Consider the following 25,270-nt stretch of genomic DNA (forward strand, 5'->3'; position numbering starts at 1 on the left):
ATATATGAGTAAATATTATATATATTGTTTTCCATTGTATACATAGGCATACGAACTGGTGCCTGGTTGGAATAACTATGGCTAGATCATATCCTGTAAGCGCAAGAATATCAGAAGATAGTAAAGTATATCTGGATACATTGGTAGAAATGGGAATAGCGATCAACAGATCAGAAGCCCTGAAGCTTTGTGTCAGATACGCGAAGCAGAAGAAAATGGAGGAGGAATTATAAGTGGGATTGACCAATCCATTCAAGAAAGTATCACCTGAAGAGCTTAAAACAAAACTGACGATCTCAGAACAAAGGCTTTCAACACGTGAAAGGGAACTTATCAAAAAGCAGAACAAGTCCAGAGAAGAAGCAAAGGAAGCACTGGCAAAAGGTAATGACAGAGAGTTCAGAGTTGCCTCAAGGAGATATTCACTGGTCGAGGGTCAGGTCAACACCATCAGCAGCATGGTAGAGATGGCACAATCAATGACCGATGTAATAGAGATGCAGACAGGACTCAAGGAAGTCGTCGAAATCGGCCAGGACCTTGGAAAATGGCAGAAACAACTTGGTTTCGATACTTCAAAGCTTGAAGGTGCGGTCACGAACATAAGAACCTCCATGGAAAAGGTCAACACTGCAACAACCATGATGACATCTTCAATGGATGCAGCAATGAGCGGCAGCGGCGAGCTCAGTGACATGCAGGATTCACTCCGGTCGGAACTCCTAGCAGAACTCTCAAGCGAGCAGCCTGCAAAGGATGAGCTTTCAAAGAAGATAGAATCAGAGATGGCAGATACCGAATGATCTGACATTCGATATCCGTACCATTTTTGGGGTTAACAGTTACAAATCAAGGGGTGCCTAGTTGAACTCAGCCATTACTTTTGCTGCACAGGCTCGTGGCTATGCAAAAGCTGCAAAGGACCTGGAAGACAAAGGGGACAAAGAAAGAGCCCGTGAGCTTTACCTGAAAGCTGCCAAGTTCTATAATGATGCTTCGATGATAGCGAGTGATGATATTGACCGGAACACCCAGCGTGACCTGGCAGAACATCTTTTCTCCAAAGCCCAGTCACTCAAGGGTTCTGAAGCAATGCCATCCGGTGGAAGACCGAATGGAAAAAGAGATTCAGGAAGCAATGACGAATCATCACTTTCAAAGGATGATCTTTTCCTTAAAGAGACACCTGACACCGGATTCTCGGACATTGGCGGTCTTGAGGATGTGAAAGAAGAGATACGCAAAGCTATAATCTATCCTTTCACCCATCAGGAACTCTATGAGATGTACGGACAGAAGGCCGGCGAAGGTATCCTGCTCTACGGACCTCCGGGTTGCGGTAAGACCATGATGGCAAAAGCAGCTGCAAAGGAATGCGGTGCGGATTTCATCAGTGTCAAGACCAGCAGTATCGTGAGCAAATGGGTCGGTGCCTCTGAAAAGAACATCAAACAGGTCTTTGACATAGCCCGTGGAGAGGAAAGGTCCATAATCTTCTTCGATGAGATCGACTCCATTGCCGGAAGGCGCAGTGAGAGCGAGGATTATGCAAAGAGGGTGGTGAACGAGCTACTTGCACAGATGGACGGTGTGGATACGGCAACCGACAATCTCCTGATACTGGCTGCTACCAACGAACCCTGGGCAATAGACCCTGCCCTGAGGCGACCGGGACGTTTCAGCAAACTCGTATTCGTACCGGAACCTGACCTTGAAGCAAGAGAGGCGATCCTCAAAATACATCTGAAAAAGCGTCCTCTGGATGAGGATGTTGATATAAAGCAACTTGCCGAACTAACCAATTCATATTCAGGTGCCGATCTTGCAGCTATATGCCAGGAAGCTGCAGACATCCCACTTGGAGAGGCACTCCGGGGCGGGGAACCAAGGAAGATAGGACTTCGAGATTTCAGGACCGTTCTGGAGAAACGAAAACCATCCATAATCAGCTGGTACATCGAAGCCAGGTCTGCCATCCGGAAGAGTGGTGAAGAACAGGTATTTTCCGAATTACTTAACAAGTGATGCTGATGCAGTTGAAACTGTCATATTTCGACCCCCGCAACAATCTACGCATTGGGATCTACACAGGCCTGATCTTCGGAATTGGGGCCGGATTTCCCGGCATGATAAGGGGCGGAACAATAGGCCTGATACTTGCATTCATAACTGCATACATCGTTCAGAACAGACTGAACAGGAAGATCGAACAGGATGTTACGGAAGACGACATCCTTTCCCATGCTTTTGTCCTTGGTATCTTGATAGCCATTTTCGGGGCAATTCTTTTCTCTGCTTTTAAGCCAGCGCCCCTTATAGCACTCTTCGCCTGCACCGTTGTGGCCCTGCGTTCCGGTTCAAAGATGAAGAATGTAGTAAGGGACAGGAACAGGGAAAAAGAGAATGAAAGAACGAGGCTGCTACAACTTGAAAAAGAAGCCAGTGACTCAGTGGATGTGAACGTTGAGGTCAGGCAACCCCTGCGAACAGATACAGAGAATCCTGTGAAGATAACGGTCAATAACCCTTCCGTCCTTCCACTAAGGAATGTATCCATAAAGGCAGAATGTACCCGTCTTGTCCGGTGCGATGAACCGGAAGTCACCATTGAGACGATAGAGCCAGAATCCTCCAGATATACTGCGATATTCGTTCACCCGAGGATATCTGACAGATTAGAGCTCGGAAAGATACATGTCGGTTACCTTGTCAACAACAACTACTACAGGAAGATGCCGATCGACATAGGAACATATGAAGCTGTACAGGGTCCTTCCGTAGCTTCAGGAACAATATCAGAAGCCGATGCACACCTCCAGGTTGTAAGGGAATCTGAGTTCTACCAGGGTTTTGTCCGTTTGAAGATGGCAGTGAACAATGATTCCTCACTAGTGGTCAATGATGTGGCATTGGAATTCGATTTTGATGAACATCTTTTCAGGATAGACAGGTTCGAACCGGAATACACTGTGAAGAACAACAGACTGATGCTTGGGAATATCGAAGGCAACACTTCAAGGTCGGTCATGGTCTATTTTGACCCCCTGCTCTGTTCAAGGTCATCTGATATCAAATGCAGGATATTCTATAAGGATGCTAAGGGAAAGCTCCGGAACACCGAGATGAAAACCAAGAGGATCGAGGTCACATGTCCTATCATGCAAACAGCCTCTGACATCAATACAGGAATGCTTCGGGAACTTCTGTCAGCACTTCCTTTCAGTGACAGCAAGGTCTATCAGGTTCGGTCCGAACTTGATACGAAGACTCTCATGAACATCTGTCGTGAGATGTTACAGCGACATGACATCAGGCACGTCAGGACATTGAGGACCAGGGATGGAAAGAACTACGAGACATGGTATCACGGGAAAACGAAGGTCAATGACCATGACATAGTGCTGAAGATCAACATCTCGGAAGATACCGGGAGCATAGAGCTTTTCGGTGCAACGCAGACGGCTGAATCACTTGTAGGTATGCTTGCAGAGTTCGGTCGCGAACTTTCCGCAGAGATGGAAGCAGGCAGCAGGGGAAAAAGTGACCTGAAACAGATAGTCAATGTGACTATCAAGGATTCTATAATCCAGCGTAGTAATCTCCTGAATTCATGCGACATCAGCGGGAATTGTTCAGGGGATGTTGTTATCGAGGACAGCGTGATACAGAGAACGGAGTTCAAAGCCAACTTCTGCCCTTCATGTGGTACAAAACTTGCAGATGGTGCGAACTTCTGCAGTGAATGCGGCACGAAAATAAACTGATGATCAGCTTGCTTAATGGATGGAATGACTAATATATTTATAATCATAGATATATAAGATAGTTATAAAGTAATTTCAGTATTAAAAGGTGGGTCAAATGGATCTGGGACCTCTCAACGGTTTTTTAAAAGCACTTGTCTATTCCCTGCAAAATCAGGCAGGAGGCAGGACCGGACTGATATTCCAGTTCTACATGTTCTTCTGGATGGTCATGACGTCCTTCTTTGCAGTGACAAGGATACTTGCCGTCACAGAAAGGCCTGACCCGATCTATCTTGCCAGTGCACCGGTCTATGTGGCCCTTCTTTACATACCCATACATGTTTTCTGGCTCTACGAAAAGAATGTGGGTATCGAGAGAAGAAGAGTAAAGGAAATGGAACTTGTCGATGCTGTCAATGTGGAGTATACGTTCTCAAAGCCCGTCCATCTGGGATTTCCAAATGCGCTGTACCTGAGGATGAACAACCCCACCGAAAGGCCAGTGGAGAACATATGGATGAGAGCGGTATTACCTGCAACCGTCCGCTGTGACAAACCTGTCCTGAACCTCGGTTCCCTTGAACCCATGTCCTCGCTGACCAATTCTTTCACTTTTACCCCCCTTCAGGCAGGGAACCTGTCAATGGGTTACTATGACCTTTATTTTGAGATCAATGGACATGAACACCAGAAACCTCCGGCATTCTTCGGGAATACTGACATTACACACTCCTACCTTGGCATGGAATTCGATGTTCATCAACCTCTTGTGTTCGGACATGTTTCAACAATATCGATCAGGCTGAAGAACAACTCGAACAGGAACCTGAACAATCTCCATATCAAATGCACCTTTCCGACAGGGATCAATTACGATACAGCATTTTCAGATACCAGGACAATGACACCGGGATCCTCTTTTGATGTGACATACGAAATTACCCCTACGACAGGTGACTCGATAGACCTTGGAACCTTTGACATTATGTTCAATGTGGAAGGAAACGATTGCAGAATAGGGGATGTGTCCCTTGGTGAATACTATATACAGACACCAGAGGTCGATGTCAGGGTAAATATGCCTGCCACATTGTACAGGGAAGCTGGAAGTACCATTGGCCTGCACGTCGATAATAAGTCTGATGAGGTGATAGAGAATATCTGCTTTAACAGCTGTTTCACTTCATTCATAGAATGTCCAAAACCCAATGTATGTATCCATGGGATCCAACCACATTCCTCAGGATATGTCTCACTTGTCATCAAACCATTGAATTCCGGAAATATCGACCTGGGTAACCTGAACTTCTCCTTTGAGGTGAATGGAGTTGTCTTCCAGAAAGAACCAATTTACCTCGGAACCCATAAAGTATCCTGAGAGCATTTTACCATTAGAGCATAATTAAAACTTATAGATATAACCGACAACCGAGTAAAAATCAGTAAAGATAACATTTATACAAAGAGCCGGATGAGATCGAAATGGAAGTACCAAAGGACCCTGTAGCCCTGGAACAGGCTAATAGACAGACATTGATCGATAACCTGAGTGATGTTTATAACTCGTTAGAGAAACTCATCCAGAGAACCTATGCAAAGAGAGAGACTGAACTTAACTTCCAGCTTCGCAATATCAGGACTTCCGCATCCCAGCTCCTTGCTGACATTAAAAGTAAGGACCTTGATAGCTTCTCAGGAAAGAATGGGACACTGGATGAGTTCTACAGCAATGAGGAACAATTGTTACAGGAATCTGCCAGAATAAAGGATGAATTCTCTTCATCAATATCTTCAGAGAACATCGATACCTTCATGCTGGAAGGCCTTCTGGATAGCTTCAAAAGGGATCTCGATAACCGTATTGTTGTTGATAAGGACATGCAGAAAGAGTTCAAGCTCAGGCAGATGGAAGCGGATAGTGCAGAGCGTGTCATGTCAGGTGAAAGACCAGCTCAGGCCAGGAAGGACTCTGAGAAAGAGGCATCTTCCAGAGCGGCACTCACGGGAAGACTCTCGGAACCGGGAAGAGCATCCAGAACTACACTTGGGATGTCAAAGACTTCCGAGAATTCCATCACCACTGATGTCAGAACGGAAAAGGCCAGCAAGGAAGATATTGGAACTGATACTCTCTCCAGACTCTACAACTATGTGAATGTACTGGAACATAAGTATTCCACACAGCAGCCGGAAATATCTTTTAACGGGGAATACACTGGTGACAGGAAATGGAAGGTCAGTATATCTGACAGGTCCGTCTCCGGGACGGTAATGGACAATGTTCTAAAACCACTCCTGACATTTGAGACCTACTGGCACCCTTTCGATGACCTCAGGACCATAATGGATTTTGTCCAGAAAGAGGCAAATTCGGTCCCGTCCGGACAATACAAAAGCGTGTGCCTTCTGAGTCCGGGATGGAACCCAGATATCCTTGAATGGGCAAAGACCTACGTACATCCACGCCTGGTCATCTACCTTTGTGATCTGGGAACAAATGAGATAACATTCAATGCGAATGTGAACAATTCAGACAGGCTCAGGATATGGCATGACCTGGAAACCTATGTACCTCTGGAAAAACAGATCGTACCTCTTATCGAACAGGACGAACCTTTCGATGCACCTGATGTGGCGGAGATAACAGGTCTCAGTGCAGAAGGGGCACAGAAACTCATCGTAAAGATGCTGTCAAAGAAAACAATAATAGATGTGGGATTTGGAACATCCCGTTACTCCGGGATGAAGGATAGATAAGAGTAATAAAAAAAGACATCAGAGAGTGAGAGACTCACTCTTCTGCTGGTGCTTCCTCAACTGCCTCTTCTTCAGGGCCTGCAAGGATCTTCTCGATGGTCTCGTTGCCATACTCTACAACAACGGTGTTGATCTGGATTATGTCAGGTGCAATTTCGTTTCCGCGCATCATCTTTCTGCGGCGTACACCCTTTGCTACAGGTGAATAACCCTTTCCGTTTGCAACAAGTATCCTCTGTCTCCTTGGACCTGGAAGATCTGGTCTCATGACCATTCCACTCTTGTCGCTTCCACCGGTTATCTTAATAGAATAACCAGGAAGACCTACTGCTGCTCCTTCAACGGTTTCGCCTATTGACTTTCCAATGAACTTGTTGGCTTCAGCACCTGTGACATCGAACTGGTATGATTTTGTCTTAGGATCTGCAACCACTACTTTAAAATCTGCCATATTTTTTCCTCCTTATTGGTTTTATTGTTCCTGTTTGTTATGATATGTTTAAATTGATCGTGCATCCTCATTATTTAGCCCAGAAGGCATTGTCCCTTCTTTTAATGGCAAGGAATGCATCTAATGTTTCTAATTCATCTGCCGACATCGAGTCGTAGATCTCATGTTCCATTCTCTTTGCGTGCCTCTCGGGTACATTGACAAAGAGAGTATCCCCTTCTTTGATCTGTCTTCCAACTGTAGCTCCTTCAATGGCCATTGCAACTTCCATGCCTATATTTGCCGTGGAGACATTTTCCCCGCGAACCTGCAGACCTTTGACCTTGCCAACGACCTCACCTTCCGTATTGGTAACATCCACACCTGTCTTCACCACACCGCCGATTATCTTTACACCTACAACAGCAGGCTTGCTCTGGCGGAATATGCAGTCAGGCATTATCTGGAACCTTCCGGGTTTTGTGATAGTATCGGATATCTCCTTTTCAGCAAGTTCCTTCTGCTCCTTCACCCAATCCTTATAGTCATCTATCAAACGATATATGACATCGTTCCTGAAAAGGGTTACATCAGTGGACTGGAGCTTCTCTTTTGCATCAGGAAGGATATTCACATTGAACCCAACTATCACAGTAAAGAACGAATCCTCGATAGCTGTTACCTCAACGATATCCCTGTTGCTGATATCACCAACACTTGCCTTCCTGATAGGGATCTCCTCTTTCTTAAGCTCATTAACGAGAGCCTCAAGGGAGCCTATAGTATCAGCTTTGATAGTGATACCCACGGTATCGGTGTCTATCTGGACATCCTCTATCTCGCTCTTGATCTCCTCGGTGATAGCATCGACCGTCTCAGGACTTACAACCCTTACAGGTGCTCCTGCAAGTGCGCCGTCCAGATTCGGAGCTGATATCTTGACACCGACCGCTGCTGTGACATCATTTATCTGCTGGAATTTCTCCTCAGCTTTGATCTCAGAGAGAGGACGTGGTTTGAGCAATGCCCTGATCTTTGTCTGGATTGGTTCTCCAAGGGTTCCGACAACTATCGTATCACCCTTTTTGATGGTACCATCATAAAGGATGGTGTCAATGGTAGTTCCAAGACCTTTTTCTTCTTTTACCTCAAGTACCGTTCCGATCCCCGGGGCCTTTGCATCATAATGCAGGTTGCCCTCAAGGAATTTCTGGGCAAGTCCGAGAAGGATCATGAGTACATCAGGGATACCTTCACCTGTTGCTGCACTGATAGGGATGATACCGATATTACGCTGGAAATCACTTACCCTGTCGTACCTCTCAGAATTGAATCCCAGATTGTAGAGTTCACCTACAACCTCATAGAACCTGTTGTCAAGATCGGACCTTACACTCTCGCTCTGCTTATTATATGAAGCAAGGAAAGGAAGGTTCTTATGTGGCTCCCAGCCGTGTATACGGTCGATCTTATTCGCAACGACTACAAAAGGAGTCTTGAATCTCTTGAGTATCTGAAGACTTTCGATGGTCTGAGGCATGAAACCTTCATTGATATCAACGATAACAATAGCAAGGTCCGCAAGTGCACCTCCTCTGCTTCTCAGGGAAGTGAATGCATGATGTCCGGGAGTATCAATGAAAAGAAGGCCCGGTACAATGAACCTGTCCTTAAGTGAAGGATCCCCACATTTGTTCACAATGTTCTCTATGGGAACCTCTGTTGCACCTATATGTTGAGTAATGGCACCTGCTTCTCCCTCGGCAACGGAGCTTCCCCTGATCCTGTCAAGTAAGGTCGTTTTACCGTGGTCGACGTGTCCCATTACCGAAACTATTGGTGTACGTAGATTTTCATTTACAGCCATGTGCAAACCCCTTCAAAGATCACTCATATAGTTGGAAATGATTTTAGTAAAGGATATCTCAGGACGCTTGATACAAGCATCCCGGAACTTCCCTGGTTACTCGTAGAGACAGACCTCATCGATCTTTGTATAGTCAGCGATCTCTGAATCCTTGAAGTGGATAGCGATCTCACGCTGTGCGGATTCGGTAGAATCAGAAGCATGTACAACATTTCTGCCGGTCTCGACAGCAAAGTCTCCTCTGATAGTACCAGGGAGTGCTTCTACAGGATTCGTTGCACCGTTCACTGCACGCATGATAGCGATAGCGTTCTTTCCTTCAACGACAAGGGAAACTGATGGACCTGATGTCACATACTCGATAAGTGAAGCGAAGAATGGTCTTTCGACATGTTCCTTATAGTGCTCCTTTGCACTTTCCTCACTCATGACACCGAGTCTCATGGCTGCGATCTTAAGACCACGTTTCTCTATTCTTGAGATGATCTCGCCCATAAGCCCGCGCTGTACTGCGTCAGGCTTTATCATAATGTATGTCTGTTCCATTTAGAACACCCGATCATGCTTTCTTCAGGTAGATCCTGCCCTGTTCGGTCCAGACGGTACGCCTTGGTAACCTTCCAAGTTTGAAGTTGCTTTCGCATTTTGATGAGCAGAAATAGTAGGTAGAACCATCCTTCTTTACAAAGAGCTTACCTGTTCCTGCCTCAAGTAATTCACCGCAAAAAGAACATTTTCTCTGTTCCATTATAGTCACCTCATCTGGTAGTCAGTTTCTTGGCCTCTCTGGAGGTCTCGATCAACATCAAAATGTCACCGATCCTTACAGGACCAACACAATTACGGGTGATTATACGACCCTTGTCACGTCCTTCAAGTACGCGGCACTGGATCTGGCTGGCCTCACCATGCATACCGGTGTTACCGATGATGTCAATGACCTCAGCCGCAAAGCCTGTATCTTCATCTGCCATAACGATACCTCACGTATCAGTATTATTTAAGTGCACTTACTTTCTGTGCGATGTCATCTACGAGTTCTGCGCCCTTACCAGCGTCAATGATAGCTACTGCAGAGCAAGCAACACCTATTCCACAAGCTGCACCGAGCTCTTTCTGTTCCTTTACATAGATGTATGCTGCGTTCTTCTCTTCACAGAGAGGTGCGATGTGTGCAATGACCTCGGCTGGGTCGACATCCTCTGCAATTACTGCGAGCTTTGTGATGCCTCTCTCAATAGCTTTGGTAACTTCATTGATACCTTTCTTTAATTTGCCTGTGTCTCTTGCAAGTTCTACACTCTCGAGTGCTTTGTTAACGAGTTCTTCTGGAACGTCAAATTTAGCTGCCATATTATTTTCTCCTTCGAAACCATGCTGTTTACTCATGGTTCTTCATTATTCATTGGGTGCCGGAAAGCCGGCTAATTTGGCCAATTACGATCGTAACAATTCATATCAATAAATTAACTGACACAACTTATTATGCCAAAGTAATGGCTGTGGATCACTGCATTCATATTTATACGTTTTTACAGAATGCGCAATTGGAGTCATTAAATAACCTGTTCAGGTATAAACCTTGTGGCAGAAAAAAGGGAAAAAAGAACGAATGGGAACTGGTATCCCATCCATGATCCTTAGTGATCCTTAGTAGTATTGTTCTGTGACCAGATTCAGGAAATTAGACGTATTGGCCGTAACCACAACTTTAACGATCCTGCCATCATCAAAGGTGCTGGTATTATAGACCAGGCCCCTTTCAGTACTATTGGCCTCAAGTCCTGAAATAGAGTCAACAGTAGTGTCCAGTGGATTAAGGAATATCTCGGTCTTTGAGTAGTTACCATCACCCATGTTCCTGTACTCCAGATAATGCTGATCTGCAAGCGGATCTACTGAAGTGACTATCTGATATTCAGCTCCTGAGTCAGCATAGCCCAGAATCTCCGTGAAATCAGTTGATGCAGTAGCTGTACCTGACTTTACATCTATTATATCTTCCAGGGTAGCCTGATCTCCCAGAAGGGTAGGTGTTCCGATCACATTGAAGACACCTGATCCTCTTGACAGAAGGGAATATCCATTGTAATTGTCAGAAACCACATAATTAAAGCCCACTGTCTCAGGATTTAGTATATGTGCCTCGAATCCGAAATTTGATCCTACATTGTATGCTGAGAACCTTCTGATCATCATTGTGTTATAATAGACATACAGATCAGTCACATTATAATCCTGAAGCGGAGTTCCATAAGTACGGGAATAATCCACATATATTGCATTCGTTACAGATCCGGGAGTAAATGCAAGTCCGTCTGAAACTGAATCCAGTTCTGCATTAAAATGTGTTCCTTCGATAACTTCAAAGCCCGGTGCATCCTCTATGTCCGTTGTTCCTTCATCAGTGCCGGAATCACCCATTAAGCTGGCAACAAAAAATGAAAAAACAGACATTACCATGATAGCAGCCAGAAACAATGCTGCGTATTTTTGATTCATTCATTCTCCTCATATAATTTTATTTCGTAAATGTGATAAAAATAATGAAAAAAATAATATCAGAGAGAAACTTCAGATAGCATTCTCCCCTATCTTTGCTATTGTAGCATCGATATCCGCTTTGAGTTCATCAGGAATACCCTGAATACCGACATCAAGGAATCCTCTTACGATCATACCTACGGCATCTTCCTCGGTAAGACCTCTTGCCATCAGGTATTCGATCTGCTCCCTTGCGATCCTTCCAACTGCAGCTTCGTGTGACAGTTCGATATCCTCCACATTGGCCTCAAGTACAGGGATCGCTCTCTGCATTCCACCACCGAGCACAAGACCATGGCATTCAAGATGACCCTTGGCATTGTTGGCATTACCTACCATCTCACCACGGGCAATAGCATCGCCACCTGTGGTGATGGTTCTTGAGATAAGCTCGGCCTTCGTATCCTCTGCATTGAACACTACCTTACTTCCAAGATCGAGCTCTGATCCAGGATGTGCCACAGCTATGGTGTTCAATCTTGCAAATGCACCCTTTCCCTCAAGGATCACAGTTGGATAGGATTGAACTGACTTCACAGGTTTAAGGGTGACATAGTTACTGATGTATGAACCGCCTTCTTCTACATGAACAACAGTTCTTGGCCTGACACCTATCTCTTCACCCCAGTTGTGGATCATAGTGAAATTAAGAGTAGCGCCCTTTTTCACATACATCTCGGAGATACCAAGGTGAAGTCCCTTGTCAACACCATGCTTTGTAGAGCAGCCCGTGATCACATCAAGTTCAGCTCCCTCTTCCACAATAACAATATTGTGAACGGTCTGGGATACCTCTTTGGAACCAATAAGAAGACATGTCTGTACAGGCATCTTTGACTTCTTGCCTGCCGGTGCCCTTATGAAATATCCGTTCGCATCCTGAAGGTAGCTCATTGCAGTGTACTTATCCTTATCCGGCTCTACAAGCTTCCATGAATAGTCCTTTACCCAGTCATGGACCTTCATAGCATCCCTTAAGGACATCAGTTCCACAACATCATCATCACGCAGGGATGAATGTGTCACAGCATTGTTGAGCATTATAAAGCTGCCTGCCCTGTTATCCTCAGAAGGTGTGAACCCGACATTAAGGAGTGTTCTCTGGTCCTCCTCACTGAGTTCTTCAAGGTCATCAGCCCGTTCTTCTTCCTCTGATGCAAGTCCGTAATCATTCAGATCGAAGTCCTCACCGTATGTTGCGGACTTTTTGAGAGCTTCTTCAGCCTTCTTTCTCATATCTTCATCAGCTTGCATTTGATACACTCCTCATATCCCTGTTCCTTTATCTCTGTGAGCATCTCGCGTGGGTTTCCTGAGCACATGACTGTTCCGTTACAAAGGATATATCCCCTGTCAGCTTCGATGTAGTCGAGAACCTGACCTGTATGTGTAATGACCAGCGATGATTTGCCATGTTTGCACCTGTCACCTGCACATTTACAGTCTTTCTGAAGAAGCTGGTTTATGGTTTGACCCAGTTGCTCGATGCTTACAAGGTCAACACCTGATTCAGGTTCATCAAGAAGTATGAAATCAGGGTTCTGTGCAGAAAGCTGGAGAAGTTCCGATCTCTTGATCTCTCCACCTGAGAATCCTACATTGACATCCCTTTCAAAGAACCGGACCATGTCCAGAGTATCAGCAAGTTCCTCTGTATCCTTTATGTCCTTTGAGATGACATTCAGCAGGTCATAGAGTTTGACACCACTCATATTGGGTGGTCTCTGGGTCATTATACCCATACCCATCTGCGCTCTTTCGTAGACCGACATATTGGTTATATCCTCTCCTTTGAAGATTATCTCTCCCTCTACAACATCATAACCACTGAACCCCATCAGGGTCATCAGAAGTGCGGATTTACCCGCACCGTTCGGTCCGAAAAGAACGTTGGTGTAACCGGCTTCGACATCCAGGTCGACGCCTTTCAGTATCCTTCGGCCGCCGATCTCAACTGTTAGATTATTGATCTCCAGCATAATTTGGCCTCCTTTTTTTGTGATAATAATATACCCATATGACATCAGGTCTGTGGGAATGGTGCTTTATTATACTGGTTATCGGTTAAAAAGCTATTGAAATTTTAAAATAGAATGACAGATCACACTGGCAGCAACATGATGAATATATAAAAAGATAGTGAGTTAGAGAGTGAACATGATCGATTAGCCTCACTTATCACTCACAAACCCAGTTCTTTAGCAATTTCCTGGAATTCCTTTCCTTTATTGGTAGTAACGTAGATATTATCTTTCTGTTCTATCAAACCCCTTTCAGATAAATATGAAAGATACCTGTTGACAACTTCAAAGTTGAGATTCGCCTGATAGACAATATGTGTTTTTTTCGCTCCCCCTAATGCAGCCCTTAAGATCTCCACACTTATGGCTGTCTTACTTCTTCTGATTATATTATCACACCCCCGATATACAATAAAAAATAAAATCTATGAATATGTCCGGGATAGACATACCATCAAAGGTCATCGATCCCAAAGCAGAGCATCACATCGACCATATCACCCCATAATTACCCGTAGTTAATTACTTTCATTCAATAGCTCCATTCTTGACGACATTCTCTATCCATAATAGCAGGAGCAGGATGATCAGAAAAATAAACGTCACCTGCCACAGGTAATAATGCACATAACTAAAAAGTGAAGGATACATCAAACCCACAAAGGAAAGGAATACAAGCCTGAACATATTTATTGTCAGCATTGCAGGTATACCCAGAACTATACCAAGTGATCTTTTACGCATTGTGGTCGGATAAGCAAGCACACAGCCAGCATAGACCAATAGTTCATACATCCCTGTACATTCATCTATGACCATTACAGAAAAGCCATTCATGTAAACTGACTGACCGGATGCAAAACTATCCACTCCGAACAATGACATCAGAACTGAAAGAGCATTTGCAGTCATCGCACTAAGGAATGTGAATCTATCCTGAAAAATTATATAGATCGCTGTGAAGAGTGCAATATACAACAAATAAGGACCTACGAATCCAATGATATTTTCATGCCGGGCAAGAAAAGATGGTAAATAGTCCTTTAAGTGTATTGAAGGAACAGAATCCATTTCTGTTCCCTTGTGCTTCCTGGTACCCTTTGGTTTCCTGCCTTTATTAGCCATATATCCTCCGGAAAATAAAGGAACTATTAAAAAAGAAGATGGAATCAATCACGCTTTCTCAGTGTGATCATTCCAAGGAAACCGAGTGCACCGATCATAGCCAGTATACCAACAGGTGTCAGTATCGGGACAACAGGCTGGCAGTAGAAATGACTTGGATCCTCATCTGTTACGACAGTACCCTGATCATCTTCACCAGTAACATCGGCAATGTTCTCATATTGAGGGATACAGTCATCAAGGGTGTCAGTGACAACATAGGTCCATACTTCCCCTACATCAAGGATGTCATCATTGTTAATGCTCTTGTCAACGATCTTATCGTCACCGATCGTACCGATCATATCATCCACAACAACGATATTGTTCAATGGTACATCACCATTATTGGTTACGAAGTACTCCCAGGTTATGGTCTCACCAACCTCGATCTGAGGACCATTGGGGTAATCTGCATCCATTCCATTGGTGTGCTTCTCAATATCAATATCAGGTTCGCACCTTACAATATAGTGGCTTGGGTCCTCATCAGTTACCGGAATTACACCATAGAAACCTATGACATCGCCAATATTGGCATACTGACCACATTCTGCCGTACCTTCAGCCTCATACGTCCAGGTTTCAGTAAGGTCAAGGATATCATCACCATTAGTATCACCACTCTGGTAGACTGGAACTACACCCTGATCATCTGTGACGACCACATTGCTCAGTGGCACATCTCCTTCATTTGTTACCACATATGTCCATGTGACATCAGCTCCATTCACCAGTTCAGGACCAGGTGGATTGTCAGCATTAACTCCATTTGTTGACTTCTCAATATCAATATCCGGATTTGGAACTACAATAGTTATAAGTGCCTGGTCCTCACCAGGAATATCAAGGTTTCCTCCGGCAGTTACTTCAACCTCGAATTCTTCACCGCCTGTAAGGTCGAAATAATTGCTAAGACCTGCTACCGATATCTCATATACTGCATCTCCACTCTGACTGTTGGCAGCAACTACATCATTTTCATCGAAACCAGGGAAAGAACCTTCCAGAACGCTTACGCTCACATCATTGTTAGTAACAAGTAGAAGAACTCTCTGTGAACCCTGCCTGATAACTATACTGAACTGTTCACCAATACCAATACCTGTGATAGGTCGTGCAGTAACAGCACCTGCGGTATCACCGTTATCTACAACGCTGGATATACTTGTATCTCCATCAAGATCACCCGGGAGACCATATACCGTAGACATACCGTAGAGTACATCGCCTACAGGATCATAACGTGCATAGAAACCCTTGAGATCATATCCGCTTTCAGCCGGACCTTCAGTGGCCATACTTTCAGAGAAACTCGTACCTGAATCCGTTAGTGGGTCCTCATCATACCAATTCCCATCCTGGAATATAACCATTTTATCTCCAAAAGGACCATTTACATCATAACCAGTACCTTCTGATTGCCCAAAAGCCCAGTTCTCGTCCCACTCATCCACTCCACGCACCCCATCCACGGTTATTGCTGCCATGGCACTGGGGACGGAGAATAGAATTACCAATATTCCGAACATTACATGTAATCTGTTCATATTTTCCGCTCCCATATCACTTATAAAGAGTATATTACTCAATAATGATTTAGTCAGCACAATATATATCGATGCAGCAAACAAAGTTCAGTATTATCTTTAAGTAAAAATGTTCCTGAAAATGCATTTCAAGTTAAAACAAATATAAAAGGAATACCCTACTTCAAAAAATTTATGGAAAAAAAGTTTAATTGTTGATGCCAGGTAAAATCAGAACTTATTTTAAGAAAATAAAAGGAGGAATTAATCCCTCCTTCTAAGATAGAATGACCCTACCAGTCCAAGAGATGATATGAATACCATCATTCCAACAGGACTCAACAGTGGTACTACAGGCTGGCAGTAGTAATTAGCTGCATCCTCATCTGTAACTTCATTGCCTTCAAACTCGCCTGTAACAACTGCAGTGTTCGTGTGCTGTGGAACACATTCCTGCATGCTATCACTTAGCTCGTATGTCCATACCTCACCCGGATCAAGAATATCATCATTGTTGATGCTCTTTGAAATAATACTTGAAGGGGAGATCGTTCCCAGTTTGTCATCAACAACAACTATGTTCTCCAATGGAACATTGCCTGTGTTTTCCACAACAAAGGTCCAGATGATCCCATCACCCACAGCAAGCAGAATTCCAGGAGCCTGATCAGCATCATTTCCATTGATATATTTCTCAATATCAATGTCAGGTCCACATTCCACATTGTAATGACTTGGATCTTCATCGGTCACCGGAATGGCACCATAATGACCCACAACATCACCAATATTTTCGTACTGGCCACATTCAGCGGTTCCGTTTGCCTGATAGACCCAAACCTCACCTGGCATAAGCGTATCATCACCACTTCCCTGATCAGTGATAGTGGTTATGATACCAAGCTGGTCATCAGTGACGGTCACATTGGTAAGAGGTACATTACCTGTATTCGTGACAACATATTCCCAGATAACATCTGACTTGTAGACAAGTGTTGGTCCAGGTGCAACATCGGCATTAACGCCATTGGTTGATTTCTCAATATCAATGCGAGGTATACAGACGACATTATAGTGACTTGGGTCCTCATCAGCTACAGTGACATCACCATAGTCACCGGTAACAGTACCGATGTTTGCATAGTCACCACATTCGGCTGTGCCGGTAGCTTCAAGGGTCCAGGTCTCACCAACTGCAAGGATATCGTCACCATCTCCCTGATCGATGATAGTGGTAACAGTTCCAAGGATGTTGTCACTTACCTGGATATTGCTAAGATCGACGTTACCTGTGTTCTCAATGACATAGGTCCACGTAACAGCATCACCACGATCCAGTGTAGGTCCCGGAGCACTATCTGCATCTTCACCGTTAGTGGCTTTCTCGATGTCGATGTCAGGACATTCACCGAAGTAATGACTTGGGTCAGCGTCAGTTACAGTGACATCACCATAGTCACCGGTAACGGTACCGAGGTTGGCATACTGGCCACATTCAGCTGTACCTTCAGCCTCATAGGTCCAGGTCTCAGTAAGGTCAAGGATACCATCAGCATTGGTATCGCCACCCTGGAAGACAGCGATAACGCTCTGGTTATCAGTAACCACAATATTGCTCAAAGGAACATTACCGGTGTTGGTCACAACATAGGTCCACGTAACAGCATCACCTTCAGGGATACCGGGACCGGGACCAGTATCAGCATCTTCACCATTGGTAGCCTTCTCAATATCGATATCAGGACATTCACCGAAGTAATGACTCGGATCAACGTCAGTTACAGTTATATCACCATAGTCACCGGTAACAGTACCGAGGTTGGCATACTGACCACATTCAGCTGTACCTTCAGCCTCATAGGTCCAGGTCTCAGTAAGATCAAGGATACCATCAGCATTGGTATCGCCACCCTGGAAGACAGCGATAACGCCCTGATCATCAGTAACTACAACATTGCTCAGAGGAACATTACCAGTGTTGGTCACAACATAGGTCCAGATAACAGCATCACCCTCTGGAATGCCAGGGCCGGGACCAGTATCAGCATCTTCACCGTTAGTTGCTTTCTCTATGTCGATTCCAGAACATTCACCGAAGTAATGACTTGGGTCAGCGTCAGTTACAGTGACATCACCATAGTCACCGGTAACGGTACCGAGGTTGGCATACTGACCACATTCAGCTGTACCTTCAGCCTCATAGGTCCAGGTCTCAGTAAGATCAAGGATACCATCAGCATTGGTATCGCCACCCTGGAAGACAGCGATAACGCTCTGGTTATCAGTAACCACAACATTGCTCAAAGGAACATTACCTGTGTTTGTCACAACATAGGTCCACGTAGCAGCATCACCCTCGGGAATGCCGGGGCCGGGACCAGTATCAGCATCTTCGCCGTTAGTGGCTTTCTCAATGTCGATGTCAGGACATTCACCGAAGTAGTGACTTGGATCAGCGTCAGTTACAGTGACATCACCATAGTCACCGGTAACGGTACCGAGGTTGGCATACTGACCACATTCAGCTGTACCTTCGGCCTCATAGGTCCAGGTCTCAGTAAGATCAAGGATACCATCAGCATTGGTATCGCCACCCTGGAAGACAGCGATAACGCTCTGGTTATCAGTAACCACAACATTGCTCAAAGGAACATTACCTGTGTTTGTCACAACATAGGTCCACGTAGCAGCATCACCCTCGGGAATGCCGGGGCCGGGACCAGTATCAGCATCTTCGCCGTTAGTGGCTTTCTCAATGTCGATGTCAGGACATTCACCGAAGTAGTGACTTGGATCAGCGTCAGTTACAGTGACATCACCATAGTCACCGGTAACGGTACCGAGGTTGGCATACTGACCACATTCAGCTGTACCTTCGGCCTCATAGGTCCAGGTCTCAGTAAGATCAAGGATACCATCAGCATTGGTATCGCCACTCTGGAAGACAGCGATAACGCTCTGGTTATCAGTAACCACAACATTGCTCAAAGGAACATTACCTGTATTGGTTACGACATAGGTCCAGATAACAGCATCACCTTCTGGGATACCGAGACCAGGACCAATATCAGCATCCTCACCATTTGTAGCTTTCTCTATGTCGATCTCAGGACATTCACCGAAGTAGTGACTTGGGTCCTCATCAGTGACTGTAATGTCACCAGAATCACCGGTAACATTACCCATGTTAGCATACTGGCCACATTCAGCTGTACCTTCGGCCTCATAGGTCCAGGTCTCAGTAAGGTCAAGGATTCCATCAGCATTGGTATCACCACCCTGGAAGACAGCGATAACACCCTGGTCATCAGTAACTACAACATTGCTCAGAGGAACATTACCGGTGTTGGTCACGACATAGGTCCATGTAACAGCATCTCCCTCTGGAATGCCGGGACCAGGACCAACATCAGCATCCTCGCCGTTAGTTGCTTTCTCGATATCGATGTCAGGACATTCACCGAAGTAGTGACTTGGATCAGTATCAAAAACAGGTATAACATCAAAGAAGCCAACTGCTGTAGCATTGTTCTCGTACTGACCACATTCTGCAATTCCAGTTGCAATATAGATCCATGTCTCTCCGAGGTCCAGTGTCGAATCACCATTTCCATTCGTGATTATGTCAGTAATTGGACCGAGTTTGTCATCTGTGACAGATACGTTCTCCAATGGCACATTACCGGTGTTGGTTACAACATAGGTCCAAAGTAGTTCATTACCCTGAGGTATTCCTGGACCTGGTGCTTCATCAGCATCCTCACCGTTGGTTGATTTTTCAATATCAATAACAGGGTTTGGTATTTCAAAGAATACTGCCGCAATATCTTCGCCTACAATATCAAGGTTTCCGCCGGCACTTGAAGCCACACTGAATCCCTGACCAGGAGTCATATTGAAATACTGAGACAGATTCTGTACTGATATCTCATATACACAACTACTACAGTTATCAGGGCCAGCTGCATTGCTATTTGCTGCAACCACATCATTTTCATCCAGTCCTGTAAAACCTACTGTGCTAACAGTCCAGTTATTATTTGTGATCACTATCATCAGTGCTTTACCACCCTGGGATATCATGATACTCCATTGTTCCCCGGGACCGATTCCTGTAATATCTTTTCCAGTAACCGGCCCAAGTATATCACCATTTTCAGTAAGTCCAATTATGTTCCCATCACCATCAAGATCACCTGGAAGACCATATACAGTGGACATACCATACAGAGTGTCATTGATTATGTCATAATGAGCATATTGTCCTTTAATATCATATCCACTGGGATAAGGACCCTCAGTACTTAGATTCTCATTGAAGTTGGTACCTGCATCAGCAGGAAGATCTTCATCATACCAGCTTCCATTCTGGAATACAACCATTTTATCTCCGAAAGGACCATTTGGATCATAACTGCTACCATTTACCTGACCAAAGTTCCAGTCTTCACTCCATTCACCCGTACTTCGCTCTCCATCTACACTAATAGCTGCTGCAGTACCCGATATCACAAGCATTGCCAGAGCTATCACAAAAATTAAATTATATTTTGTCATTTGCCCCACCCTTATAAGTAAAAGATTTATTTCTATCAGGGAATAGTTTAACTAGAACCCTATTTAGCAGTGTAGCAAACAAATATCAGTAGGAATCCTCCGCAGCATACTGAAGAAGGATAGTTCCAGAACATAGAGCCGAAAGAAAAAGTTGCAAATATAAGGGATTTTTAGAAAGGCTTTTTAATCTTGATCCTTAACTTTAAGGTCAAGTTTTCCGGATAGTATGTCTTCAATTATTTTAAGGGACTCATCATCTATCTTTGTTCTTTTACCTTTATCCGTTCTTTCCATGTTATTATAATCAAAGATATTCTTGCATACACCATGACCTTTATCAAGAGGATCCTGATCCTTAAGGAATATCATACAGCCTTCAAGGCCAATTTCTTTTTGGATATATTTCAATGCATAACCTACACCATAATGACATCCTACCCCAGGTAGAAAATAGTTGTAACCTTCCCTCTTTTTCATTTCAAGCCAGGGAAAGAGATTGGAATCACTATCAATTATAAATATCCGGTCTTTCGTGAAGCCTTTAGCCATTAAAAGGTCAACCAATCTACCAAGGGAACAGGGGACATTACACTTTTTACCTTCCAGTTTCAAACATTTCCTGTTTTTCCTGATCATCACATTATCAGATACAGGACAAACGTAATTGACGGAGGGTTTTGCACAATAAGGAATAAAAGAGACACAACTATCCAGCTCATCATCAACTATTCTCTGAATATCAAGAGAAGGTGTGGACAGAGCTACGGCAGAGCAAAGTAAATCCCTGTTCGCCTGGTTGAAACTCAACCTCTTTTCGATCATCCTCCTATTCAGCGAATAGGGAACGAATGAATATAATTTTTCCAATACCGTTAATTTCGTTAGTTATCCCTTCCCCGAATTTGACCCTTATCAAGTATATGTCACACATCCCCATAAAACTATAGACAAATAATGATTCTAAAATCTTGGCATTACAATAAAATAGTGCATACATCAGCTATTTTTGCTGTATAAAGGAAATATACAAATGATGAAACAAAATAGAGAGATCCAATGGTATTTAGCGAATACCATTGAAAATAACAGGCTTATGTGCTTGAAGGAATATCATTCGTATGGGGAGATCTTTGAGGAACATCAACCATATCCTGATAATCACCAGATAGTATGCGGTCCATCAGAATGACAGTTTCCTTGTGGATCTTGGTTCTCTTTCCCTTATCCAGGCCTTCCATTCCCAGATAATCATTCATGCACTTACAGACACCATTCTCTTTGTCTTCCGGACAAAAGTCATCTACAAATGCTATGCAACCCTTATAGCCAAGCTTCTTGCCAATATAGTCGATCGCATAGGATACACCATACTTGCAGCCAGTACCCGGCATGAAATACTCATATCCTTCTTCCCTCTTTTGTTTAAGCCATGGGAAAAGATTGGAATCACGGTCTATTATGAATATCTGATCCTTTGTGAAGCCATGTTTCAAAAGAACATCCACCATATCTCCAAGAGAGCAGGGAACCTTACATTTTCCGCCTGACACCTTGATACAGTTTTGATTTTTGCGATTGTGCTCCTTGTCCGATGTTGGACATTCATGGTCACCCATAGGTTTTGCACAATAAGGTAAAAAAGCAACACACTTATCCAGATCATTCCTGACAACTTTGTTAATGTCAAGAGAATGAGGATACAAAGCAAGATGATTTTCTATAATTGTACTATCCTGTCTTTCAAAATTACACTTCCATCTCACGATCATTTGATGAATTGAGTAGGGGATCAATCCATATATTAATTCTCGGATTAGCATTTTTCCTCCATTGACGTTTTGGGTGTGCTTTCATAGAGCTGCCCTGAGAAAACTACGTACCCATATTGAGATTATAATATATTGGTTATTTGTACATGACTATAAACATCATGACCCTATATACATGTATTCATGTACATGCACATCCATAGATAATATATAGTGTGCACATAGTTATAAATAATTCAGAAAGATACTGTACAAAGTTACTCTATTTTATGTACAAGTTAATGTAAAATAAAAGGCAAATTAACTTTGAAAGAATAAAAGGGAATATGAATATAGTTAAAATGATCAAAGACCTAATTCTTTTGCAATCTCCTGGAACTCCTTCCCTTTTGAAGTTGTTACATACAGGTTTCCTTTGCGCTCTATCAAACCTTTTTCTTCTAACATCTCAAGATACCTGTTTACCATGTCAAAGTTCAAATTTGCACTGTAAACTATATGTGTTTTCTTAGCCCCCTCCAATGCAGCTTTTAATATCTCCACACTAATGGTAGTTCTGCTTCTTCTAATACAACCACATCCATTAGTCACAACCCTTATACCTGCACTCCCCATTCCAGTAAAAGTTGGAAGAAAAAATCAATCCCAACTTTCAGATCTCATCTATTTTTTGAATCCCTATTTTTTGAATCCATACTTATAGGAAACAACAACAACTCCCACAAGGATAAGACCAAATATTGCGAGCGTACTACTTGCGCCATTTACAGGCGAAGATCCTTCTTCAGCAATATCTTCCTCTTCTTCTACCGGACTTTCCAGTATTGTTTCCTCAATTGCAGATGATCCCGAGCTCTCAGCTTCCTCCTCTACAGCACTTTCCGTAGTAGAAGCACTACCAAAACCTCCACCACCTCCACCTCCTGAAGAGGTCGATCTGGTTTCTTCTGTTGCTGTTGGCGGAGGAGAAGTTGCACTAAGGTCAAGGGAAACCATTTCACCGGTCTGATAATCACTGAGATCTAATGTAGCTGTTTCCACGCCATTTACTTCGACCGTGACAACACTATGATCAGAACTCACTCCAAGCCTGTTACTTCGTTCATCCCCATAAAGACCTGCAGTTGTTACAGTTGTTGTAGCAACTGTCTGCCCATCATCAACAATCGTCACTTCTGTTCCTACAGGTGCAGGATTCCCATCCACCAATAAGTTCCCTCCTAATACTATTGGAGGGGCAACGGCTACAGCGGGTGCAGCTACCACTATGAGTGAGAACAGAATAATCAGTACTTTTAATGAAACACCATATATTTTACCACTTATCATACGTCCACCTCTGATAAATTAAAAAAGCAGTGAGTAAAACCTCACTGCAAATATTTCATTTGTCTTTCACTTCAGCCTAGCAGACACTCCTGGTCCACGAATACATAATATCCTTCATACATATTCATATCAAAGATATCAGTACCTATCTGGTTACCATTGATGACTCCTTCCTCTCCATTGTAGCCCACATAAGCGAATTCATTTGTAGAAGCCACCCATGGTCCCTGAACCTTACTGTAGCAGTCGTCAATAGTAGACAGAGCGACCTCTGCAGGCAGTTCTACCATAGCAGTATGGCCAATCGCATTCCATCCAGGATAGAGCATCAGGGATGGTGGTGTGGATGGTACCATTGGTATGAGATAGTCCTCATTGATGACCACTGTCTCGTCCAGGTTGTTGTGTACCCAGTAAGCCTTGAGTGGCTCAAAGTCGGTTGGTACTACCATCATGCCTGTAGATGCGTCATCATAGAACACACTGTCAACTACACTGCTGTTGAAGTCCTGAAGCACGTAGTCAATGTTTCCATTCTCAAGTGTCTCTGGAATTGATATCAGGTTCCAGCCAGGCAGGAGGTCTATTCCTTCCGGCACGGGTATACTGCTTATTTCCACAGAATCATCAATTACATCGACATCTGGAATTACAGCTCCACCGTTTACAAGTGTGGCATCGTCAAGATCCAGACTATATGTTCCATCTGATGCACCTGCCTTGACCATAAAGTCGATGGTAAGTAGGGTACCAGCCTGCATGGTAGGTGTTGCATCTCCTGCTGCAAATGAGATCATTCCATCATCTGTGAAGTCTTTGACAACGATCACATCTGATCCTTCAGCTCCCATAAGTCCACTGTAGCTGGCTCCTGTAACACTAAGTGCACTGGAGTCATATATGAGGCTAAGGTCTACAGCAGAAATTGTGCTGTCCTCAGAGTCCATTACTATAGTTGCCTGGAAGGTATCTCCTATTGAGAAAACACCTGCATCAGCTATGACCTGAACAAATGGATCATCTGAAGGAATTACTACATCATCACCAATTTCTGCCTGTCCATCGTTGACCACAACACCTGGTATATCAGCTCCACCACTTATCAGTCTTGCATCTTTCAGATCAAGATCATACATTCCATCTGATGCACCTGCTTTTACAGCAAAGTTTACTGTAACAGCACTTCCTGCTTGTGCAGCAGGAGTTCCATCACCAGCTGAGAATGATATTTCTCCATCATCTGTGAAGTCCTTGACAACGATCACATCTGATCCTTCAGGACCCATAAGCCCATCGTAGGTAGCACTTGTTACACTAAATGCGCTTGTATCATATGCCATCTTAAACGCCATTGCCTCAAGGGATGCTCCATCTGAATCAACATCTACTGTTACTGAGAACGTATCAGTAGGGGCAAGTCCATCAGTGAGTTCTGGATTAATTGATAACGATGGTGCTGCTGCTGCAAATCCAATACCCACCATGAAACATGCACAAAATATCAAAAGGGAGATGGATGATGCCACCTTTCCCTTTATTTTTTCATTTGTCATGATT

Annotated in this window: 24 protein-coding genes; 6 read left to right on the forward strand and 18 right to left on the reverse strand. The window is 43.9% G+C overall.

The annotated features are described in order from the left end of the window. Positions 1-77: 77 nt before the first annotated feature. The 6 genes from V7O63_RS10745 (at position 78) to V7O63_RS10770 (ending at position 6,503) form a co-directional block, all read left to right on the forward strand. Positions 78-233: a hypothetical protein gene (locus V7O63_RS10745; protein ID WP_340818527.1), complete on the forward strand. Its 156-nt coding sequence runs from the start codon at positions 78-80 to the stop codon at positions 231-233. Next, entirely contained in the window at positions 234-803 is a 570-nt protein-coding gene (locus V7O63_RS10750) for a hypothetical protein (RefSeq protein WP_340818528.1), read from the forward strand. A gap of 61 nt (positions 804-864) precedes the next feature. Continuing rightward, on the forward strand, positions 865-2,025 hold the full coding sequence (locus tag V7O63_RS10755) for an AAA family ATPase (RefSeq protein WP_340818529.1): 1,161 nt from the start codon (positions 865-867) through the stop codon (positions 2,023-2,025). A 5-nt stretch (positions 2,026-2,030) separates the two neighbouring features. Beyond that, on the forward strand, positions 2,031-3,764 hold the full coding sequence (locus V7O63_RS10760) for a zinc ribbon domain-containing protein (RefSeq protein WP_340818530.1): 1,734 nt from the start codon (positions 2,031-2,033) through the stop codon (positions 3,762-3,764). Between the two features lie 97 nt (positions 3,765-3,861). Continuing rightward, entirely contained in the window at positions 3,862-5,124 is a 1,263-nt protein-coding gene (locus tag V7O63_RS10765; RefSeq protein WP_340818531.1) for a hypothetical protein, read from the forward strand. Positions 5,125-5,228: 104 nt separating this feature from the next. Then, entirely contained in the window at positions 5,229-6,503 is a 1,275-nt protein-coding gene (locus tag V7O63_RS10770) for a hypothetical protein (RefSeq protein WP_340818532.1), read from the forward strand. A 34-nt stretch (positions 6,504-6,537) separates the two neighbouring features. Here V7O63_RS10770 and V7O63_RS10775 read toward each other — a convergent pair whose 3' ends face one another. The 18 genes from V7O63_RS10775 to V7O63_RS10860 all read right to left on the reverse strand — a co-directional run bounded on the left by V7O63_RS10775 (position 6,538) and on the right by V7O63_RS10860 (position 25,266). After that, on the reverse strand, positions 6,538-6,954 hold the full coding sequence (locus tag V7O63_RS10775; protein ID WP_340818534.1) for a 30S ribosomal protein S6e: 417 nt from the start codon (positions 6,952-6,954) through the stop codon (positions 6,538-6,540). 70 nt (positions 6,955-7,024) lie between these two features. After that, positions 7,025-8,800: a translation initiation factor IF-2 gene (gene infB, locus V7O63_RS10780; RefSeq protein WP_340818535.1), complete on the reverse strand. Its 1,776-nt coding sequence runs from the start codon at positions 8,798-8,800 to the stop codon at positions 7,025-7,027. Positions 8,801-8,896: 96 nt separating this feature from the next. Continuing rightward, complete coding sequence (ndk, locus tag V7O63_RS10785; protein WP_340818537.1) at positions 8,897-9,346, reverse strand: nucleoside-diphosphate kinase; 450 nt, start codon at positions 9,344-9,346, stop codon at positions 8,897-8,899. A gap of 13 nt (positions 9,347-9,359) precedes the next feature. After that, positions 9,360-9,548 carry a 50S ribosomal protein L24e gene (locus tag V7O63_RS10790; RefSeq protein WP_340818539.1) on the reverse strand — a complete coding sequence of 63 codons (189 nt, stop codon included), beginning with the start codon at positions 9,546-9,548 and terminating at the stop codon, positions 9,360-9,362. Between the two features lie 10 nt (positions 9,549-9,558). After that, the gene (locus V7O63_RS10795) at positions 9,559-9,774 is read right to left on the reverse strand and encodes a 30S ribosomal protein S28e (RefSeq protein WP_340818540.1); all 216 of its coding nucleotides are present in this window, start codon (positions 9,772-9,774) and stop codon (positions 9,559-9,561) included. A 22-nt stretch (positions 9,775-9,796) separates the two neighbouring features. Beyond that, positions 9,797-10,153: a 50S ribosomal protein L7Ae gene (gene rpl7ae, locus V7O63_RS10800; protein ID WP_340818541.1), complete on the reverse strand. Its 357-nt coding sequence runs from the start codon at positions 10,151-10,153 to the stop codon at positions 9,797-9,799. 297 nt (positions 10,154-10,450) lie between these two features. Beyond that, positions 10,451-11,302, reverse strand: coding sequence for a hypothetical protein (locus V7O63_RS10805; RefSeq protein WP_340818542.1), 852 nt, complete (start codon positions 11,300-11,302; stop codon positions 10,451-10,453). Positions 11,303-11,374: 72 nt separating this feature from the next. Continuing rightward, positions 11,375-12,598 (reverse strand): SufD family Fe-S cluster assembly protein, encoded by a 1,224-nt coding sequence (locus tag V7O63_RS10810; protein ID WP_340818544.1) that lies wholly within the window; start codon positions 12,596-12,598, stop codon positions 11,375-11,377. Beyond that, a complete protein-coding gene (locus V7O63_RS10815; RefSeq protein WP_340818545.1) occupies positions 12,577-13,323 on the reverse strand; it encodes an ABC transporter ATP-binding protein in 747 nt (248 codons plus the stop codon). The genes V7O63_RS10810 and V7O63_RS10815 overlap by 22 nt, the downstream gene beginning before the upstream one ends. A gap of 203 nt (positions 13,324-13,526) precedes the next feature. Next, the gene (locus V7O63_RS10820; RefSeq protein ID WP_340820837.1) at positions 13,527-13,790 is read right to left on the reverse strand and encodes a winged helix-turn-helix domain-containing protein; all 264 of its coding nucleotides are present in this window, start codon (positions 13,788-13,790) and stop codon (positions 13,527-13,529) included. A 103-nt stretch (positions 13,791-13,893) separates the two neighbouring features. Then, the gene (gene artB / locus V7O63_RS10825) at positions 13,894-14,490 is read right to left on the reverse strand and encodes an archaeosortase B (RefSeq protein ID WP_340818546.1); all 597 of its coding nucleotides are present in this window, start codon (positions 14,488-14,490) and stop codon (positions 13,894-13,896) included. 44 nt (positions 14,491-14,534) lie between these two features. Continuing rightward, a complete protein-coding gene (locus V7O63_RS10830) occupies positions 14,535-16,079 on the reverse strand; it encodes a hypothetical protein (protein ID WP_340818547.1) in 1,545 nt (514 codons plus the stop codon). Positions 16,080-16,322: 243 nt separating this feature from the next. Beyond that, a complete protein-coding gene (locus tag V7O63_RS10835) occupies positions 16,323-20,615 on the reverse strand; it encodes a hypothetical protein (RefSeq protein ID WP_340818548.1) in 4,293 nt (1,430 codons plus the stop codon). Positions 20,616-20,798: 183 nt separating this feature from the next. Further along, positions 20,799-21,437 (reverse strand): hypothetical protein, encoded by a 639-nt coding sequence (locus V7O63_RS10840; protein WP_340818549.1) that lies wholly within the window; start codon positions 21,435-21,437, stop codon positions 20,799-20,801. Positions 21,438-21,706: 269 nt separating this feature from the next. After that, a complete protein-coding gene (locus tag V7O63_RS10845; protein ID WP_340818550.1) occupies positions 21,707-22,384 on the reverse strand; it encodes a hypothetical protein in 678 nt (225 codons plus the stop codon). Between the two features lie 345 nt (positions 22,385-22,729). Continuing rightward, positions 22,730-22,999 carry a winged helix-turn-helix domain-containing protein gene (locus tag V7O63_RS10850; RefSeq protein ID WP_340818552.1) on the reverse strand — a complete coding sequence of 90 codons (270 nt, stop codon included), beginning with the start codon at positions 22,997-22,999 and terminating at the stop codon, positions 22,730-22,732. 63 nt (positions 23,000-23,062) lie between these two features. Continuing rightward, positions 23,063-23,713: a hypothetical protein gene (locus tag V7O63_RS10855; protein ID WP_340818553.1), complete on the reverse strand. Its 651-nt coding sequence runs from the start codon at positions 23,711-23,713 to the stop codon at positions 23,063-23,065. A 71-nt stretch (positions 23,714-23,784) separates the two neighbouring features. Beyond that, a complete protein-coding gene (locus V7O63_RS10860) occupies positions 23,785-25,266 on the reverse strand; it encodes a cohesin domain-containing protein (protein ID WP_340818554.1) in 1,482 nt (493 codons plus the stop codon). Positions 25,267-25,270 lie beyond the last annotated feature (4 nt).

Source organism: Methanolobus sp. WCC4, from assembly GCF_038022665.1.
Classification (GTDB): domain Archaea; phylum Halobacteriota; class Methanosarcinia; order Methanosarcinales; family Methanosarcinaceae; genus Methanolobus.